Annotated in this window: 14 protein-coding genes; 4 read left to right on the top strand and 10 right to left on the bottom strand. The window is 69.7% G+C overall.

The window, feature by feature from the left end:
- The first annotated feature begins 3 nt into the window (after window positions 1-3).
- Window positions 4-1443, top strand: a complete 1440-nt coding sequence (locus tag IT182_02985; GenBank protein MCC6162293.1) for a ribonuclease inhibitor — start codon at window positions 4-6, stop codon at window positions 1441-1443.
- A 124-nt stretch (window positions 1444-1567) separates the two neighbouring features.
- On the opposite strand, the gene IT182_02980 is transcribed toward IT182_02985, so the two are convergent.
- A complete protein-coding gene (locus tag IT182_02980) occupies window positions 1568-5800 on the bottom strand; it encodes an NAD-glutamate dehydrogenase (protein MCC6162292.1) in 4233 nt (1410 codons plus the stop codon).
- 94 nt (window positions 5801-5894) lie between these two features.
- On the opposite strand from IT182_02980, the gene IT182_02975 reads away from it, so the two are divergent.
- The 3 genes from IT182_02975 to IT182_02965 all read left to right on the top strand — a co-directional run bounded on the left by IT182_02975 (window position 5895) and on the right by IT182_02965 (window position 9232).
- A complete protein-coding gene (locus tag IT182_02975; protein ID MCC6162291.1) occupies window positions 5895-7034 on the top strand; it encodes a tetratricopeptide repeat protein in 1140 nt (379 codons plus the stop codon).
- A gap of 89 nt (window positions 7035-7123) precedes the next feature.
- Entirely contained in the window at window positions 7124-8047 is a 924-nt protein-coding gene (locus tag IT182_02970; GenBank protein MCC6162290.1) for a VWA domain-containing protein, read from the top strand.
- Window positions 8048-8125: 78 nt separating this feature from the next.
- Window positions 8126-9232: a sugar phosphate isomerase/epimerase gene (locus IT182_02965; protein MCC6162289.1), complete on the top strand. Its 1107-nt coding sequence runs from the start codon at window positions 8126-8128 to the stop codon at window positions 9230-9232.
- A gap of 34 nt (window positions 9233-9266) precedes the next feature.
- Here the strand turns inward: IT182_02965 and IT182_02960 are convergent, their stop codons facing one another.
- Genes IT182_02960 through IT182_02920 form a run of 9 tightly spaced genes read right to left on the bottom strand, consistent with a single transcriptional unit; the run spans window position 9267 to window position 18596 of the window.
- Window positions 9267-9569, bottom strand: a complete 303-nt coding sequence (locus IT182_02960; protein MCC6162288.1) for a hypothetical protein — start codon at window positions 9567-9569, stop codon at window positions 9267-9269.
- A complete protein-coding gene (locus tag IT182_02955; GenBank protein MCC6162287.1) occupies window positions 9566-10120 on the bottom strand; it encodes a hypothetical protein in 555 nt (184 codons plus the stop codon). The genes IT182_02960 and IT182_02955 overlap by 4 nt, the downstream gene beginning before the upstream one ends.
- Complete coding sequence (locus tag IT182_02950; protein ID MCC6162286.1) at window positions 10117-10824, bottom strand: N-acetylmannosamine-6-phosphate 2-epimerase; 708 nt, start codon at window positions 10822-10824, stop codon at window positions 10117-10119. The genes IT182_02955 and IT182_02950 overlap by 4 nt, the downstream gene beginning before the upstream one ends.
- On the bottom strand, window positions 10821-11813 hold the full coding sequence (locus IT182_02945; GenBank protein ID MCC6162285.1) for a hypothetical protein: 993 nt from the start codon (window positions 11811-11813) through the stop codon (window positions 10821-10823). Before IT182_02945 ends, IT182_02950 begins: the two co-directional genes overlap by 4 nt.
- The gene (locus tag IT182_02940) at window positions 11810-12109 is read right to left on the bottom strand and encodes a hypothetical protein (protein ID MCC6162284.1); all 300 of its coding nucleotides are present in this window, start codon (window positions 12107-12109) and stop codon (window positions 11810-11812) included. Before IT182_02940 ends, IT182_02945 begins: the two co-directional genes overlap by 4 nt.
- Window positions 12106-13479, bottom strand: coding sequence for an FAD-dependent oxidoreductase (locus IT182_02935; protein ID MCC6162283.1), 1374 nt, complete (start codon window positions 13477-13479; stop codon window positions 12106-12108). Before IT182_02935 ends, IT182_02940 begins: the two co-directional genes overlap by 4 nt.
- 4 nt (window positions 13480-13483) lie before the next feature.
- Window positions 13484-15646, bottom strand: a complete 2163-nt coding sequence (locus IT182_02930; protein ID MCC6162282.1) for a hydantoinase/oxoprolinase — start codon at window positions 15644-15646, stop codon at window positions 13484-13486.
- The gene (locus IT182_02925) at window positions 15643-16908 is read right to left on the bottom strand and encodes a citrate transporter (GenBank protein ID MCC6162281.1); all 1266 of its coding nucleotides are present in this window, start codon (window positions 16906-16908) and stop codon (window positions 15643-15645) included. Before IT182_02925 ends, IT182_02930 begins: the two co-directional genes overlap by 4 nt.
- The gene (locus IT182_02920; protein ID MCC6162280.1) at window positions 16905-18596 is read right to left on the bottom strand and encodes a DUF4127 family protein; all 1692 of its coding nucleotides are present in this window, start codon (window positions 18594-18596) and stop codon (window positions 16905-16907) included. Before IT182_02920 ends, IT182_02925 begins: the two co-directional genes overlap by 4 nt.
- Window positions 18597-18646 lie beyond the last annotated feature (50 nt).

Genomic DNA, 18646 nt, shown 5'->3' with positions numbered 1-18646 from the left:
CGAGTGCTCACGGATTTGCAGCCGTTCCTGGGGCGGTTCCATCCCCTGATCGTCCACCTGCCGATCGGCTTCCTCCTGCTGATCGCCGCCGTGGAACTCCTCTCGCGCACGCGCCGGTTCGCCGGTGCCGGCCTGCACAGGGTCATGCCCGTCCTGCTCGGCCTCGGTGCGGCCAGCACGCTGGCCGCGATCGCCACGGGCCTGATGCTGGCATCGGATGGCGGGTACGACGAGGCGCTCGTCGGGCGGCACCAGCGATGGGCCTTCATGCTGGCGTTCGCGCTGGGCGTGGCATGTGTGGCCGCGTGGGCGCGCGCGCGGCGGGCGCAGGGTGGAACCGACGATGACGTCGCACCGGCGCCGCCTGCCGGCGTGGCGCGCCTCTATCCCGCGTCGCTGGTGGTGGTGCTCGTGCTCGTCGCGGGCACCGGACACTTCGGCGGCGCACTCACGCACGGCGACGGCTATCTCACCGAGCACATGCCGGCGCTGCCCTTCTTCGGCGCGCCGCCAGCCGAGGCTCCGACAGGGCCCGTCGACCTGAGCGCAACCAACGTGTACGAGACGCTCGTCGCGCCGACGTTCACCGCGCGTTGCGTGACGTGCCATGGGCCGTCGCGCCAGGCAGGCAAACTGCGGCTCGATTCACCAGAGTCGATACACGCGGGCGGCGAGTCGGGCGCGGTGCTCGTGCCCGGGCGTGCGGTGGACAGCCTGCTCGTCAAGCGCGTCTTCCTGCCGCTCTCGGACGGGAAGGTGATGCCGCCGCGCGGCCATCAGGCACCGTCGCACGCGGAGATGTCGCTGCTGCGCTGGTGGATCGATCAGGGGGCGTCGTTCGACGCCTCGCTGGCCGAGGTCGACGTCACGCCCGACCTCGAGCCCGCCATCGCCGACCGCACGGGTCCCATCGACTTCACGGCGCCGGCCATCCTGTCTGTCAGCGTCCCGGCGGCTTCGCCGGCAGCCATCGAGGCCTTGCGCGCCATCGCATTGAAGGTGGAACCGCTGCGTGCAGGCTCGTCGCTGCTGATGGTGGAAGCACCGCCTGCCGCACGAGCGTTCGACGATGGGGCGTTGGCGACGCTGGAACCGCTGGCCGAGCAGATCGCGTGGCTCGATCTCGGCGGCACGCAGGTGACAGACGAGGGACTCACGCGCGTGCTCCCGAAACTCGTGAACCTCTGGCGCCTCACGCTCGCGCGTACGGCAGTCACCGACGCGGGCCTTGCGCCGCTCCGGTCGCTGCAGCGCCTCGAAGCCGTCAACCTCTACGCGACGTCGATCACCGACGCGGGATTGCGATCGCTCGACAGCCTCCCCCGCCTTCGCGCCGTGTACGCGTGGCAGACGCGTGTCACGCCGCAGGGTGCCGACGCGCTGCGGCAAGCCCTCCCCCGCGTCCAGGTGAACCTCGGCGACCCAGCCACCACGGTTCCCTGACCGGCAACCGGCAATCGGCAACAGGCAACCGGATCGTCGAGGCGGGGATCTCGCCGCGCGTAACGCCGTCAGGGCGAAGGCACACCTACGGGCCGAAGCCCGTGCGCTCCATCGGTGATGCTCCCTACGAGAGGCGCGAGACGACCGCGGCTTCGAGTTCGGCTTCGATCGCCAGCAACTCGCGACGCTCCGACTCCGCGCCGCCGTTGGCCGCGAGGATCGCGGCGCGGCGGCCCGACGCATCGCTCGCCGCGTCGGCCTCGATGTACGCCTGGACGATCGGTCCGTACGCGCTGCCCGTCTGCGCCGCCACGGCCGGCAGGAACGTGATGCCCGCGTGGTTGATCACGTGGTTGATCGCCACCGTCGCGACGATCTCGCGCTTGAGCGGATGCTTCGTGAAGGCATCGGCGTACCGCGCCTGCATCAGATCCGGGAAATAGCGTGTGAGCAGCGGCAGGCCCGCGTCGCTGTCCGGCACCGACGAGGCAAGCGTGATGTCGTAGGCCTGCATCTTGGCCTGCGCCAGCACCACGGCCAGCAGCGGACGCGGCAGGCCGCGCAGGCGCTGAGGACTCGACAGCAACGCATCGCGCGTCGGCACGTCGTGGTCCTCGCGGCTGAAGACGCGATTGACGATCATCTGATCGATCGCGTCGACGAACGCGTCGTACTCCACCACGCTGCGCACGCCGTCGAGCGACAACGCGCGCGCCTGGTTCCTGTTGTCGTCGAGCACCAGTTCGGAGACGTTGTCGGTCATCTCCTTCAGCACGACGTTGCGGTCGTCCTTGCTGGCAATGACCTTCTCGCGCACGAGGATGTCGAGCAGGATCTTGATGTTGACCTCGTGGTCCGACATGTCCACGCCGCCTGAATTGTCGATCGCGTCCGTGTTGCACAACCCGCCGCGATCCCAGTACTCGATGCGCGCCTTCTGCGTGAGTCCGAGGTTGCCGCCCTCACCCACCACCAGCGCCCGCACCTCGCACGCGTCGACGCGCACGCGGTCGTTCGCGCGGTCGCCGACCTGCGAGTCGTCCTCGGCGCTCGCCTTCACGTACGTCCCGATCCCGCCGTTGTAGAGCAGGTCGACGCGCGACGTGAGGATGCGCCGGATCATCTCCTCGCCCGTGACCTCATCGGCGTCGATGTCGAGCAGCGCCTTGACCTGCGGCGAGACGGGGATCGCCTTGGCCGACCTGTCGAAGATGCCGCCGCCCTCGCTGATGATCGAGGCGTCGTAGTCGCGCCACGTCGATCGCGGCAGCTTGAACAACCGCTCGCGCTCGACGAACGACCGCTCCATGTCGGGATCGGGGTCGAGGAAGATGTGCTGGTGGTTGAAGGCCGCCACGAGCCTCGTCACACGGCTGCGCAGCGACCCGTTGCCGAACACGTCGCCCGACATGTCGCCGATGCCGGCCATCGTGAACGGCTCGACCTGGATGTCGCGCCCGAGATTGCGGAAGTGATGGCGCACGCATTCCCACGCGCCCCGCGCCGTGATGCCCTCCACCTTGTGGTCGTAGCCATGGCTTCCACCCGAGGCGAACGCGTCTCCCAGCCAGAAGCCGTACTGCGCCGACACCGCGTTGGCCGTGTCCGACAGGTGCGCGGTGCCCTTGTCGGCCGCCACCACGAGGTACGGATCAGGCATGTCGTACCGCACCACATCCGGCGGATGCACGACGGCGCCGTCGACGATGTTGTCTGTGACGTCGAGCAGTCCGGCGATGAACTGGCGATACCGATCGACGAGGTACTGATCGAGCGCCGGGCGCGCCGGCAACACGCCCTTCAGTACGAAGCCCCCCTTGGACCCGACGGGCACGATGATGGAGTTCTTGGCCATCTGCGTCTTCATCAGGCCGAGCACTTCGGTCCGGAAGTCGTCGTGGCGGTCGCTCCAGCGCAGACCGCCGCGGGCCACGCGCCCGCCGCGCAGATGGATGCCTTCGAGGTGCGGCGAGTGCACGTAGATCTCGAAGAGCGGGCGCGGCGACACCATGCCGGCCACCTTCGCGCACTCCACCTTCATCGAGCACACGGGGCGCTCGGGCTTCTGGTACGCATTGGTGCGCACGACGGCGAGCAGCAGGTTCTCGACGCCGCGCAGGATCTCGTCGTCGAGCAGGCTGCCGACCTGCTGGAGCGCGCGCCGGAGGGCCCGATCCGCGTGATCGACGGCCTGATCGCGATCGCCGTCCAGGACGGGGTTGAAGCGCGCGTCGAAGAGCCGCAACAGCGCCGCGGCGGCGGCACTGTTGCGCAGCAGCACGCTGGTGATCGTGTCGGCGTTGTAGCTCGGACGCACCTGGATCAAGTGGTTGCGCAGGGTCCGCAGCACTTCCACCTGGCGCCACGTGAGGCCTTCGCTCGTCACGAGACCGTTGAGGGCATCGTCTGTCGCACGCCGTTCGTGCAGGGCGCGGAGCGCGTCGAGCAGGCGCTCGGGCGCCCCCAGTACCGCCGCGATGATGTTCGGCGACGCGTGGACGCGCAGGCGCTCGAGAAAGCCCGTGCGGTTGTCTGGCAGGACCAGCGGCAGCGCCAGTTCCTCGACAACGGGCAGGCCCAGGTGGGCGAGGGTGCGCAGGGTGTCCGAGAGGCCGAGCGGTTTGGGCGCGTAGAGCTTGATCGTCGCGTGGTCGGACGACTCGGGAAGGACGTGCATCTCGAGACGCCCTTCGAGGGCTTCGAGGCGCGCGAGATCGGCGGGCACCTCCCCGGGTGCCGTCGACACGCGATACAGGCCGCTGCGCGTGTCGGTCCTGATGTACTTGTCGAAGAGACGACGGCCTTCGATCGTGCCGTGCGCCTCCTCCAGGCGTTGCGCGACATGGTCCTCCCACGTCGTCACCACCTGGCGCGTGAGCGCGCGTACGGTGTCGGTGTCGATGGGGCTCTCGAGCGCCGACGCATCGAAGTAGAAGACGATCACCGCCGTGGTGCCGAGATCGGCCCACTCGCTGAAGAGGATGCGGCCGAATGCCTGCTGGAGCGCGGCACCGAGCGCCGCTTCGACGGACGGCGAGTAGCGGACGTCCGAGAACGCCACGGTCACGGCTGCGTATCCGGACCCCTGGCGCGCGGAGACGGCGATCTCGTCGTCGCCGACCAGGTTCACCATCTGCTGGATGATGGCGCGCAGATCCTCGCGCCGCGCGTAGAGCAGTTCCCGCTTCGGGAAGTAGTTGAACGACGCCCTGGCCTCGCGCCACGCGTGCGAGTTCTTCGCCACGTCGAGGTTCGCGAGCACATAGGCGAGCTTGTCATGCAGGACCGGAATGTCCGCGGCCCTCGTGGCGAACGCGCTCTTGGCGAAGCGGCCGATGGCCAGCGTCATGCCCGCGAGCGAGCCGTCAGCGTTCCACTCGCGGATGAAGATGTCTTCGAGCGGACCGCGATGGTGAATCGCCCGACCATCCACGCAGTAGTCGATGTCCAGGATGCGCGCGTCGTCAGGTGCCGGCGCGACATTGCGGGCGATGTCTGCCGGCAATCCGGGGAACACGGTTTCGAGGAGCGATCGGTCCTTGAAGGCGCCGAGTGCGCTGTCGTCCTGCGGCTGCAGGTGCCCGTCGGCGCCGGGTACGTAGCGCATCACACCGAGGAGGACGAAGTTGTCGTCGCAGATCCACTGGAGGAGCGCACGAGCCGCGTCGACGGACTCGACCGCCTCCCGTCCTTCACGCGCGCGCAGCCGCCCTCCCGCCGCCTGCAGCGACGCCTTCATCGCGGCGAAGTCCTCCACGGCGAGGAACACGCTCTTCAGCAGGCTGAAGATCTGGTGCTCGAGGCGCCGCATCCGATCGGTGCGATCCACGCGCTCGATGCGGAACTGACAGAAGAGCTCGCGCGATCCTTCGTCGGCGAGCGTGCCCACATGGACCACGCGCTCCCACTGGCGCCGCACGGTGAGCCGCGGATGGACCGCCGAGAAGACGCGCAGCCCCTCGTTCTTGAAGAAGTTCGTGAGGCTCTCGAAGATGAACGGCGCGTCCGGCGTGTGCGTCTCGACGATGGTCACTTCGTGCGGGCCGCCGTCGTGTCCCGCCATCGCCCGGTCCTCGGCCTCGTCGGCGTTGCGCACCGAGACGTGGAGCCCTGGCAATCCCCGATACAACTGGACATCAGGCGGCATCGTCCGGGCGATGAACCTGAAGTACTCTTCGATTCTCGCGGCCAGTGCAGCGGGCGGCAGGCGGAAGATGACGGCGTCGGGAAGTTCACCCGTCACGACCGTGGCGAACTCCCGGAGCAGTTCTCTGTCACCCTCTGGCGCGGCCTCGGTGACGAGGCGTTGGATTTCGTCGAGCAGGTGGGCACGCTTGGTGGGGTCTGCTGTAATCATGACGAGTACGGATGGCCTCTATGCCGATCGCGGATGCTATCGCGCTCCCGCGAGGGAGACAAGGCGCGTGACATGCGGGCGTGCGGGTGCAGCGATGCGGTGGGCAGTGGCCGTCCTGGTTGCGGCCGCCGTCTCCGTGACCGGCGCTTTCGCGCAGGACCAGCCCGATGCGACATGGCGGACCGTCGTCGAGCGGTACATCGCCGGCGACGTGAACGAGGCTGTCTCGGCCGCGGTGACGATCCCCGCTGACGGTCTGCGCGCCGATGCGACGCGCGCGTTCGACGAGTGGCGTCCAGGCGGAACGCGCCTGCTCGACGGCGCGCGGACACAGGTCATCAAGCGGTTGCAGGTGTCCGCGCTGCTTCCCATCGAACTGCTCTACCTGACCGGCCGGCTCGACCTCCCGGAGCCGGCCGTCGTCGCGCTGGAGGATGTTGCCACCGAGGCGTGGCGGCGGCTTGCCGCGTTCGAGTCCGAGCGCAACGATCCGGAGGCGGCAGCGGTGCGGCGGTTCCGCGTGCGGTGGCGATTCGCGCTGATCGCGCATCTGCTCGCCAATGCGCGCTATGCCGAGTGCACGCGCGAGATCGCGAAGACGCGCGTGCCTGCCGACGACACGGACGCGCGCGTGATGTTCGACATGCTGCGCGGAATCGATGCCGAGACCCGGGCACGCCTGACGGCGCATGTCAGCCCGGAGCAGGCGTCTTACATGGCGCGGCGGCCGGCTCAGGGTACGCGGGTGTGGCTCGTCAGGAACGCGCTGGCCGTGGCCGCCGACTCCTACCGGAAGGTCCTCGCGCAGGTGCCCGGCGACCGGGAGGCCACGCTCCGTCTCGCGCGTGTGGCCATCGAACGCGAGCGATTCGACGAGGCCGCCTCGCTGCTCACGCCGCTGTTGCAGACGCCATGTCCGGACGTGATCTGTGGCCTGGCCTGGCTCTTCGCCGGCGACCTGCACGAAGCGCGGCGGGATCCGGCGCAGGCGTCCGCGGCGTTCGCGCGCGCGTCGAGCGTGCCGTCAGTGCGTGCGGCAGCACTCATGGCCTTGGTACAGGGCAACCTCCGTCGCGGCGACACGGCGGCCGCCTATGCGCTGACCACGCAGTTCACGGCCGTGAACACGCGGGCCGCAGGTCACCTGCCCAATGCCTGGCTGGCCTACACGGGTGGGCACCCGCTCGACCCGGGGCGTGGGCTCCCGCCCCTCCGTGCCGAGGTGGTGCGGTGACGACGGGCCGACCCTGCCCGGCGCCGCAGTCGGTAGGGCCGGCTCTCCGAGTGGCAGGGCCGGCTCTCCGAGCCCGGCCACTCGCGGCGGTGGCGGCCTGCGTCGCGGTCGTCGCGGCGATGCTGGCGGTGCAATCGCCGGTGCGCGCGCAGGATCCGCAACCGATGTTCCGTGCCGTTGTCGACGCGGTGACAATCGACGCGTTCGCCCATCACGAGCGTCAACCTCTCGCCGGACTCACGGGGCGCGATTTCGTGGTGCGCGACAACGGCGTGGAACAGGCCGTCGACTCGATCGGCACCACCGACAGCGCGCATGTGATCGTCGGGCTGGATCTCAGTAGCAGCGTGGATGGCAGGACGCTCGACCAACTGCGCGCCGCCGTGCGGGCACTGGCCGGCGCGCTGACGGGCAACGACAGGCTCTCGCTCTTCACGTTCTCGGACCGTGTGCGTCTGCTGATGCGCGCGGAGACGCCCGGGGGCGCGCTGGACAGCACGCTGGCGAACATGACCGCCGGTGGCGCCACGGTGCTGCACGACGCCATCGTGTTCGGCAGCGCGCTGGCCTCGGCAGACAGCCGGCCGTCGGTGTTCGTGCTCCTCACCGACGGCATGGACACGGGAAGCTGGTCGTCGGCGAGTCTCACGCTCGACGCGGTCCGTCACACGAACGTAGTGATCTATCCGATCGGCGCCGGCCTGCCATCGGCTCCCATCGCAGCCTCGCAATCCGATGCCTTCACCACCCGCAGCTGGATGGTGCCGACGCTCGGAGAGGGCCTGCGCATGCTGCAACAGGTGGCCGACATGACCGGCGGTGAGTTCCTGCGCGTCAACAGGCGCGCGCGATTCGCGTCGACGTTCGCCGCCATCCTCGCGCAGTATCGCCAGCGGTATCTGCTCACGTACACGCCGACGGGCGCCGCCACTCCGGGCTGGCACCGGCTCGACGTGCGCCTCCGCTCCCGTCCCGGCACCGTCGTGGCCCGCGAAGGGTACATGGCGAGGTAGGAAAACCGGTTGCCCGTTGCCGGTTGCCCGTTGCCGGCGGTTATGCTGTTGTCCGGCTTCAGCCAGGAGTTCCGAGCCGTGTCTTCTTCGTCGAGCCGTCGTGCGTTCCTGTCGTCCTCAGCTGCCTTGGTCGCCGCTGCGACCCTCCACGGTCAGGGTGGATCCGCGAAACCGGCGACGCGCGTGGTGCTCCCGCGGCCGGTAGCGCTCGGGTTCGACAACTTTTCCGTGCGCGGCAGCCACTGGAAGGCGGCGCGCCTGCTCGAGTACGCCACGACCATCGGCGCCGACTCCGTGTTCATCAGCGACCTCGATGCATTCGAGTCGCTCGGGGAACCCGCCCTCCGCAAGGTGCGCGACGATGCGGCGGCGCGCCACGTGGCGATCAACGTCGGGACGTGGAGCGTGTGCCCGACGAGCAAGGCATTCCGACCGGCGGGCGGGACGGCCGACGAGCAGCTCGCCCGCGCGATCCGTGTCGCGCACCTCGTGGGATCGCCGGTCGTGCGAATCGTGCTCGGCACGTGGGAGGACCGCCTCACGCCGGGCGGCATCGGTCGGCACATCGACGCGCTCGTCGCCGTCCTGAAGACGGCCCGTTCGCAGGCGCTCGATGCCGGCATCAAGGTGGCCGTGGAGAACCACGCCGGAGACATGCGGGCCGACGAGCTCGGCGCGCTCGTCGAGATGTCGGGCCGCGATTTCGTGGGCGTGAACTACGACTCGGGCAACTCGCTCTGGACGCTCGAGAACCCGCTCGACGCGCTCGAAATCCTCGCTCCCTACATCGTCACCACGAGCCTGCGCGACGGCGTGGTCACCGAGATCCCCACGGGATGCCGAGTGAAGTGGACCGCCATGGGCGAGGGTCAGGTGGACTTCGCGCGCTTCATGCCGCGGTTCGCCGAGCTCTGTCCAGGCGTACCCATCCACATCGAGACGATCTCGGGCGTGGGCCGCGACCTCCCGTATCTGGAAGACGAGTTCTGGACGGCGTGGCCGCGTCTCGAAGGTCAGAGCTTTGCGAAGTTCCTGCGGATAGGCCGTCGGAAAACGCCGCTCGCCCCTGCCGCGACCAAGGCCGACGATGCCGCCGACCAGCGCCGCGAACTCGAACGCAGCCTCGCCTACTGCCGCCAGACGCTCGGCCTCGGCCTGCGCACATCCAACGTCGGCCCCGCGTAGCACCACATCGCGCGCCGGCTCTGGTGATACCGATTCAGACGCGGCCAGCGGCGATGAGCAGCGCCGATACGGCGTCGAACTCCTCGCTGTTGGCGGGCGCCCACGCGCCACCGGCCATCGCGCGCAAGGCCCGTGCGCGTTCGGCCGCGCTCATGCCGTACGTGACGTTGAGGAATGAACGCCACTCCGCCGACAACGCCACTGCATCGTGGGCGCTCGCGTCGGCGAGCCATGCCTGGACGGCGGCGACGGCGGATCCGTACTCGGGCGTGAAGTCCTCGTGCAGGTAGCCGCCGCACAGCGACGCGAGCAACTGTGTCGATGTCCTGCCTGTCATCGCGGATTCTCCGGATAGCTCGTCAACACGTACCAGTCCTGGCCGCGCGCTCGCAGCACCACCACGGCGCCGGTCACCTCACGCGAGGCCGTCCAGCCCCGCCGCAGGATCCTGCCTGTCGGCAGGGTGTCGCGTGCGCGATGCCGGATTGCGAGATTCGGCTTCGGTGTCCGTCTGTCGATCCACGCCTCTACCGTGCGCGCGTGTTGGTCGAGCGTGCGTCGCACCACGTCTTCGGCAGTCGCAAGATCGGGATAGCTCGACGCGGCGGCGATCGACTCCCGCTCGAGCCGCGCGCGCAATTGTGCGTCGGTCCTGCCCACGTGCCTCGCGATCGTGTGGCCGCCACCCTTCTCGTCGCGGCGAAGATCGACGTTCCAACGGTCTGGCGCCGTTGGCGCGGTCTCCTGACGGACCGCCTCCGCTGCAGGCGACGCGGGCGGTGCCTTCGCGACAGGTGGCACCGATGCCGCCGACTCCTGACGGGGCGAAGCGGAACACCCGCCGATGGCCAGCGCAAGTGCGAGCCACGACCATCGAGCGCGGCTCATGCCTGCACCTGTCCCTGAGTCGGGGTGACAGCGACGAACTGCCTGACGAGCTCGTCGACACCCGTGATCGCGCCGCCGACGACGATGGCGTACGCGCCGGCGTCGAACGCCTGTCGCGCATCGTCGGGCGTGCGGATGCGTCCTTCGGCGATCACCGGGACGTGCGTGCGCGCGGCGAGTCGCTCGACGAGCGCCAGGTCAGGCCCCGGCAGGCGCGGGCTGTCGTCGGTGTAGCCCGACAACGTCGTGCCGATCACGTCCACGCCGAGATCGGCAGCCGCGAGCCCCTGAACCTCCGTCGCCACATCGGCCATCACGAGACGGCCATGGGCGTGAATCACGCGCACGATGTCGCTCGTCCGTTCGCCGAAGGGACGCGTGCGATCCGTGGCGTCGATGGCGACGATGTCCGCACCTGCCGCGATGACCGCGCTGGCAGCATGACGCGTGGGCGTGATGTACACCGGCGATCCCTCGAACGCCTGCTTGTACAAACCGATGATGGGCACCGTGACCAGCACGCGCGTGGCGTCGATGTGCGACGGCGAGTCGATGCGCACGGCGGCCGCGCCCCGCTGCTCCGCCGTGAGCGCGAGGCGGGCGATCACGTACGGATCGTGCAGCGGCGAACCCGCAGGGGCCTGACACGACACGATGAGGCGATGCCTGAGCGCGGCAAGTGACGATTCAAGGTCCTGCGTCATCGGTCCGTCCCTCCAGCCGACGCCACGAGCGTGGCACGAATCGCGTCGGTCACGTGCACGCCACCGGCACGCAGTGCGAGCAGCGCTGCGCCGACGGCGGGACTGCACCGCGCATGCCTGACAGTGGCGTCGAGGACACGCGCCGACACGGCAGCCGCGAACGCGTCAGCATACGGTTTCGAGCGGAACACGCCGCCTGTCATGCACACGAGCGGCGCGTCGAGGGCGATCCGGGTCGCGACCGACGCGACGCGGCGAGCCAGCGCGTCGAGCCCGTTCGCGACGACCTGCGCGGCCACCACGTCGCCACGCAGCCATGTGTCGATCACCTCGCGCGATGCCGCGGCAACCCCATCGCGGCTGACGTGACCGTTGTACATCACCATGGGCAGGTTCCGCAGATCCGTCACGTCGAACCGTTTCGTCAGCACGGGCACCAGTTCGGTGTCTGGCCCGACGCCATCGAGTGCATCGAGCGCGGCACGTACACCATCGCGCGCCAGGCCGAAAGCGCTCCCTTCGTCGCCGAACACGTAGCCCCAGCCGCCGGTGCGGGCGCTGCGACCATCACCATGCTCGCCATAGACCACCGACCCGGTCCCGGCAACGGCGATGATGCCCGGGGCGCCGAGCGTGCCGCCTGCCAGTGCCGCGGGCGCGTCGTGCTCCACGCACAACACGGCGGTCATCAGCAATGGCGCGATCACCTCGGTCTTGAAATCCGCGTCACCCGTCATCGCGCAGTACACGGCAGCGAATGACGTCGTATCCGACGAACCGAGGCCCGCCTCACCGAGCGCAGCATCGGTGCTCTCGACGATCGCCCGCCGCAATCGCTCACGACCACCAGGCATCTCGACGTGATTCGAGGGACCCGCCGATCCGCGTCCGAGCACCCGCCCCGCATCGTCTATCACGACGGCCTGCGTGCCGGTCTGGCCGCCGTCGATGCCCAGGTACACTGCCGCGGGCGACGGCGATGACGTCATACCCACGCTCCCGCCAGCACCTCGTCGATGTGCGCCACGAGGTCGGCACCACCAACGGCCGACGCCGCGTCCCGCGCGCGGGCTTCCTCTTCGTGCGGCAGCGCGTCAGGCGTGGACAGCACGTGCACACGCTCGTGCGCGATGATGGCCGCCTTGACCAGGTCGGGATCGTGCCCGAACAGGTCGCGAACCTGCTCGACCACCGTCAGGTTCACGGAGATGACACCGGTGCGGCGATCGTACTCGCCGGCAGACACGGGCGCCCAGCGCCCTTCTTCGATCACGACATCGGTCACGGGCGAACGGGCTCCGGGCGGCGCAGGTCCACGCCCTGCGCCACGAGTGAGGCTCGCAGCACGCCGGTGTCGACGTGCCGCGGTGGGACGCCGGCATGCAGGCTCTGGACGACGGCCGTCGCGGCAGCCTGGCCGAGCGTCATGATGGTTGGTGTGAGGCGCGTCGAGGCGAGGGCCTCGTGCGTCACGGAGATGCAGCGTCCCGCCACGAGCAGGTCGTCCGCGACGAGCGGCACGAGACACCGATAGGGAATCTCGTACGTCCTGCCTTCGGGGAGCCGCACCGTGGTCGTACCTTCGCCAGCCGGGTTGTGGATGTCGATGGGATACGCACTCCGTGCGACGGCATCAGGGAACGCGCGCCCCTCGAGCAGATCGTCGCCAGTCAGTATGTACTCACCGAGGATGCGGCGGCTCTCGCGGACGCCGACCTGGGCTGGCGTGGCGGCAAGGCGACACGACTCGAATCCAGGCACGCGCGTCCTGAAGAACGCCACCAGCGCCATCGTCTGCCGGCGCGTCTCGATCTCGGCGCGCGTGAGATCGTCGGCGTCGAGCGGGTTCAGGCCCGTCACGCGCGTCATGTTGACCGTCACCTCGTCGCGATACGCGCCGCGGAACAGGCTCACGATCTCCCGCGGGATGTCGACGTCGCCCGCCGCACGCGCCTCCTGCCAGATCCGCCAGAGTCCCGCGATGGCCGTGAGCGTGTCGGCGGAGAAGCGTTCCGGCGGCAGGCTCGTGCGGATCTGATCGGGGTGCTCGCGCAGCCACGCCGCGGTGCGATCGAGATCCACATGGCTCAACCGGAACATCATCGTCATCGGCTGCACGAGTCCGTCGGCGTTGCCCAGCTCGCACGGAACGCCCGCCGCGTGCGCAACGAGCGCGTCCGCCGAGCAGTCGATGGTACGGCGTGCGTGGACCTCGCGCTGACCCGACACCGTCTGCACGCGCACGCCCGCCACGCGATCGCCCTCGACGATCGTGGCGAGGAACGTCGCGTGCAGCAGCAGATGGACGCCAGCCTCTTCACACATGGCCATCAGCAGCCACTTGTGCGCCTCCGGGTCGAACGGCGTGATGGTGGGCACGTAGTCCGATGCGTCTGGCAGGTGGCCGGGCGACGCGCCCATCGCGACGAGGCGCTCGACGAACTCCTGCGCGAGCCCGCCCGTGATGCGGCCGGACTCGTCTGCCGACCCTGCGTGGTACGTCATCCACGGTGCGACCATGGCCGCCGTGGCCGTGCCACCGAGGAACCCGTAGCGCTCCACGAGACACACGCGCGCGCCGAGTCGCGCCGCCGTGATGGCGGCCGTACACCCGGCGTTACCGCCTCCCACGACGAGGACGTCGAACGGCGTCACGCCACTACTGTGCTCTGGCTGTCGCGATGATGACAACCTGCGCGTCTCCGGGCAGGGTCCGCATCTCGACGCCGGCAAGGCCGAGCAGGTGCCCCTCGTCGGCCAGTCCCGAGAGATTGACGAGCCGCGCCCCGCACAGCAGATGGACGTCCGGCAGCACGCGTCCCGCGTCGCCGTACTCCGCCATGGCGTCGGCGACGGCACGCAGCGTCTGCTCCAGGTCGGCGGCCGTGCATTCCCGGACGACGGCGTCCTGCCGCTGCAACCGCACCACGCCGCCGCGATCGACGACACGGAGTTGTGCCGCGTCGCGACGCCACGGTTGCCACCACATGCCCTGTCGCGGCGTGCACATGAACACGTCGAGCTCCGGAGTGCCCGCCACGCGCGCCATCGACGCCGCGTCTCGCTGCGCCGATCGGGCTGCCGCCGCGCGCCGTGCCTCCTCGTCGACCGACAGATCGGGCCCGCTGCCTCGCCGCAATTCGACCGAGCCCGCGGCCGCCGCCCTGACGACATGGCGACGCGGATCGACCTCCACGTGGACCGTGACGGTCTCTGCCAGCGCGCCGTTGCGGACCGCCGCGGCGACGGCCTCCTCACGCACGCGCAGGACGTCTGGCGGCGTGGGATCGACGATCGTCCGTTCGACAACGTCGCGCACCATGGCCAGCGCCACACCGATCGGCGAGATGACCTCGGCTTGCCGCGCGAGCCGCCAGGGCACGTGCAGCAACGCGCCCGCATGCGGCACGAGTGCGGCGGCGCCGCCGCCACCGCCGACGAGTTCGACTGTCGCGGCCGGCAACCGATACTCATCGACGAGCGCGCGCACCTGCGCGACCACCTTGCCGCAGGCGCAGTCGAGCACGACCTGCGCCAGCGCGCGGGCATCCTGTCCAACGATGCGCGCGAGCGCGACGAATGCCTGACGGGCGGTGTCGCCGTCGGCGCGCGCGAAGGCCACCTCTGGTACCAGATCGAGCGCGTTGGCCGCGCACGTCGGCGTGACGGCGAAGCGGGCACCGCAAGCGACGAGCACGACATGATCGTCAGGATCGCCAGGTCGTGGCTGCTCGAACGTCACGTCGACGGCTCCATCGAACGTGCCCGCCGGCGCAAAGCACGCGTACGCGACGCCGGCGATGTGCGCGGAGCGCGGTCCCACGTCCACGAGGCGCCCCTCGCGCATGCGCACCATGCTGCCGCCGGCGATCGCGATCGTGCGCACGTCGAGTGTGTCGAGGAACGTGCGATGGCCGCCGACGCGCGCGGGACGCATCTGCGGCGCCCCGTCGCGGATCACGGAGATGTCGGCGCTGGTTCCACCGACTTCGATGAAGATGCCGTCGGACACCTGCTCGTGCATCAGCGCGCCGGCGATCCCGGCCGCAGGTCCCGACAGCATCGTCTGGATCGGCCGTCTGGCGACCTCGTCGACGGTCATCACGCCTCCGTCGGACCGCATGATCATCAGCGGCGCGGTGATACCGGTCTCCTCCACTGCGCGCCGGGTCATCGTCGATGTCGCGACCATCGTTGGCAGGATGGCGGCGTTGACCAGCGCCGTCCGCGTGCGCGTGCGCAGGCCGTAGCGCGACGACACGTCGTGCCCGGCCGTCGCCTGCAGGCCCCGCGATCGCGCGATCCGCACGATCGCCTCTTCGACGCGCGGGTCGTCCACGGCGAACGCGGCGCTCGCGACGACCACCTCGGCGCCCGCGCGTGCGAGCACCGCGACCGCCTGCTCGATCGCCGCGTCGGCCTGTGACGGATCGTCGATCGGCACGAACGCGTGCCCGGCACGCAATACTTTCCCTGGCGCCAGCGTCACCGGGGGCACACGCGTGTCGAGCCGTGCCTTCCACCGTTCACCTCGCCGGCCCGCGCCGACGACGCCGACGCGCGAGACGTCGCCTTCGAGCAACGCATTGGTCGCCTGCGTCGTGGAGTGCGCGATGAACGCGACCTCCCCTCCGCTGGCACCGAGCTGCGCCAGCATCCGGTGCAGGCCGTCGATGATGCCGCGCGCGACGCCGTCGGCCGCGCGATGCGTGGTGGGCACCTTGAGCTGTGCGACGAGCGTGAACGTCTCGGCGTCCACGGCGACGACGTCCGTGAACGTGCCACCCACGTCGATGCCGATGCGCAGACGTCCGCGTGTCACAGGAACAACCACGCGCCGAGGAGCAGGCCCCCGAAGCACACGAGCATCATCGCGGGCAGCGTCGCCATCGAGATGTCCTCGACGCGCACGCCCGTGTACGACGCCACCCAGACGTTGTGCGTGTTGGTGGGATCGCAGACGTTCTGCACCTGCACGATCGACATGATGGCGGCGAGCAGGGCGAACGGCGGGAGAATGCCCGCGGCGAGCATCAGGCTGAACACGCCCGCGCCGACACCGAACACGTTGAACGGCCCTCGATAGAGCGCGAGCGGCGCCAGCAGCGTGAAGAACAGCACGTACGACACCGGTGACCTGACGGGCACCTGCGCGACGATCGGTGCGAGCGCGTCGCGGACCGCCGGCAGCGTCAGCGCGTTGAGCAGCATGCCGATGCCCACGAGCAGGATCGCGGCAGGTGCCGCGTCTTCCACGCCGCGAATCGCCGACGAGACGAGCGTTCTGACGATGTCGCGAGGCCGCGTGACGCACGTGCCGTACACGGCACCTGCGAGGAATGCCGGCACTTCGCGCCAGCCGAATCCGACGTACAGCACCAGCGGGACGAGCGGAGTGAGGTAGGCGGGCCACGGTGTCGCAGGACGGCGGCCTTCCCGGACCGGCGCGGCCCAGAGACGCAGGTCCGGCACACGGCGCACCGCCCACCAGACGTAGCCCGCGACCACGGCCGTCATCACGACGGCCAGGCCAACGGCGAACTGCACGAGCTCCGGAGGGAGCGGTGCGGCGGCCGGCATCTGCAGCAGCTCGCGATAGAGGCGCCACAGCGCGATGTTGAAGATGAAGCCCGTGGCGAATGCCAGCAGGAAGAGGATCGCCGCGAGCCGTCGCGGCACGCCGAGGCTCATCACGATCGGCAGGACCAGCGAACCGACCATGATGATCGCGCCGAGGCCCGTGAGCGACGTGAAGAGCACGGCTGTCGCAACCATCAGGACCGTCGTCACGACCAGCGGTCTCTCGCCGCCGAACTCCGCGGCGTGCCTGATCACATCCTCCGCGATCCCCGTCGTCATCATGACGCGACCGAGCAGGGCACCCGCGCACACGGCGATGTACGCCGGCGCCAACCGGATCGCGCCGTCGGCGACGACTGTCGAGAGCCATTGCGCGTGCGGTTCGCCCACCACGATGGCGATCGACGCGGCCATGGCTGGCAACGCGAGCAACGCCGGCAGTCGGCGCAGGAACATCAGCGCCGCGAAGACCGCCAGCACGGCGAGCAGCAATACCGCCGTCACTTCGCGTCCACGCAGAGGGGACGATGGCGCGCGGGCCATGTGAGGCCGCGCGTGGGGATGTCGAACGCGATCGCGGCTTCGAAGGTGCGCCCCCACGGCAGTGTGACGTCGAAGTCACGCGGGTCGCCGATGCCGACGGCAACGTCTGCCGGCTCAGGCGATGGCGGCACGAACTCGGTCCCGAACGACCGCACGTACGTGGAGAGCGATGGTGCCAGCTCGCGGCGGATCTCGGCAGCGACATCGTCGGCCTTCCCGCCGAGGTGCAACGTGTCGAGGCCCTCTCCGCGAAGCCGCGCGTTGAGGCGCGGCCGGAGCACGCCCTGATACGCGAGGTCGTTGGCGAGCCTGTGCACCATGAAGGTGGCCTGCGCGTCGGCCATCGCGGCGAAGGCCGGGCTCGTACACGTCATCGCGAGACGCGCGCCTGCCCACGCCAGCAGGCCGTGCGGGATGGCCGTGCCGATGGTGTTGCCAGCCGTGTTCCACGACGCGTAACCGTAGAGTGACGGAACGACGCCGGCTGCCAGGAGTGCGTCGGTGAATGCCGGCGAGGCGCCCTGCACGTCGCCTCGCGGATCCACGTCGGCGACGATTGCACGTCCGCCTGCCTTGACGTCGCGCGCGACTGTCGATGCGAATGCCGCAGGCGCGCCCGTGTCGTGGCGATCGGCGAATACGTACAGCGTCAGGTCACCCGCGCGACCACGTGCCACGACCGACGCGCCCGCGGCGGCGATCTGGAAGTCGACGGTCTCGTGGAGCTGTCGATCCTCGAACGGCGCCACCATCGTGCGTGCACGTTCACTCGAATACGCGGCGCTCATCGTCGGCGCGAGACCGCGAGCGTGCATCACCGCGCGGGCGAGCAGCAGCATCGCCACTTCGTCTGCACCTGGCTGGATGCCCACGCGGTCCTGGAGCCGCGCGTCGGCCACCGCCTTCGTCACAGCGGCACGATCCGCCAGGTGCAGCCCCCGCGGCTTCGCATCGTCTTGCGAAACGACGAGGAAATCGAAGACGCCCCGCCTGACGAGATCCACTGCGGCGAGGTTCACGCGACGATTCCGCTCGCGTGCGGTCTTGTAGTCGTCGAGGGCCGCACGAGGAATCGACGTCTCGAGCGACGTCAGTTCGCGGCGCTCATCGTCATTGGCTGGGTCCGCCGCGAGCTCCGCGTAGCGCGCCAGGGACTCGCGGAACGTCGCGTTCGACAACGTCGCCGTAGGTGCCAGCCGCATCAACACACTGAATCCGTAGACGCGCAACGACGGGTTCGCCCGCCGGATCTCGTCGAGCACATCGAGCCGCCGCATGGCGTTGTCGGCGTCGACGGCATTGGCGCGCGACGCCACGAGCCCGCCGTACGCCAGCATGTCGGTCGAGACGATCAACGCGTCCACCGATCGCCAGTCCTGCGCGCGAAGCCACGTCGCGATCGCCGAGGTGTCGCCGGGCGTCGTGAAGCGACCCAGCATGGCCTCCGGCGGTGCGATGACATCCGCGTGAGCGATGGGCGCCAGCATCAGCGGGTACTGCACGCACACGGGCCTATCGTCGAGCGGCACCAGCACGATGCGCAGGCGTTCGACGTTGGTCACCGGCGCAGCCACCTGCGCACACACGGCGACTGCCGCGCCTGTCGTCAACACCCACGCCACGCCAGCCACCCATGTTCGCCTGCGCACGTGGGCATTCTAGCGACACGTCGCCGGGCACCGGGCAGCGACTGCTGCGA

This window comes from Acidobacteriota bacterium (assembly GCA_020845575.1).
Taxonomy (GTDB): Bacteria; Acidobacteriota; Vicinamibacteria; order Vicinamibacterales; family Vicinamibacteraceae; genus Luteitalea.
This window is presented reverse-complemented; position numbering and strand designations above follow the sequence as displayed.

Coding starts and splice junctions, on each gene's coding strand:
- IT182_02980 (MCC6162292.1), bottom strand. CDS start 5,800: ATGATTACAGCAGACCCCACCAAGCGTGCCCACCTGCTCGACGAAATC.
- IT182_02975 (MCC6162291.1), top strand. CDS start 5,895: ATGCGGTGGGCAGTGGCCGTCCTGGTTGCGGCCGCCGTCTCCGTGACC.
- IT182_02960 (MCC6162288.1), bottom strand. CDS start 9,569: ATGACAGGCAGGACATCGACACAGTTGCTCGCGTCGCTGTGCGGCGGC.
- IT182_02950 (MCC6162286.1), bottom strand. CDS start 10,824: ATGACGCAGGACCTTGAATCGTCACTTGCCGCGCTCAGGCATCGCCTC.
- IT182_02945 (MCC6162285.1), bottom strand. CDS start 11,813: ATGACGTCATCGCCGTCGCCCGCGGCAGTGTACCTGGGCATCGACGGC.
- IT182_02955 (MCC6162287.1), bottom strand. CDS start 10,120: ATGAGCCGCGCTCGATGGTCGTGGCTCGCACTTGCGCTGGCCATCGGC.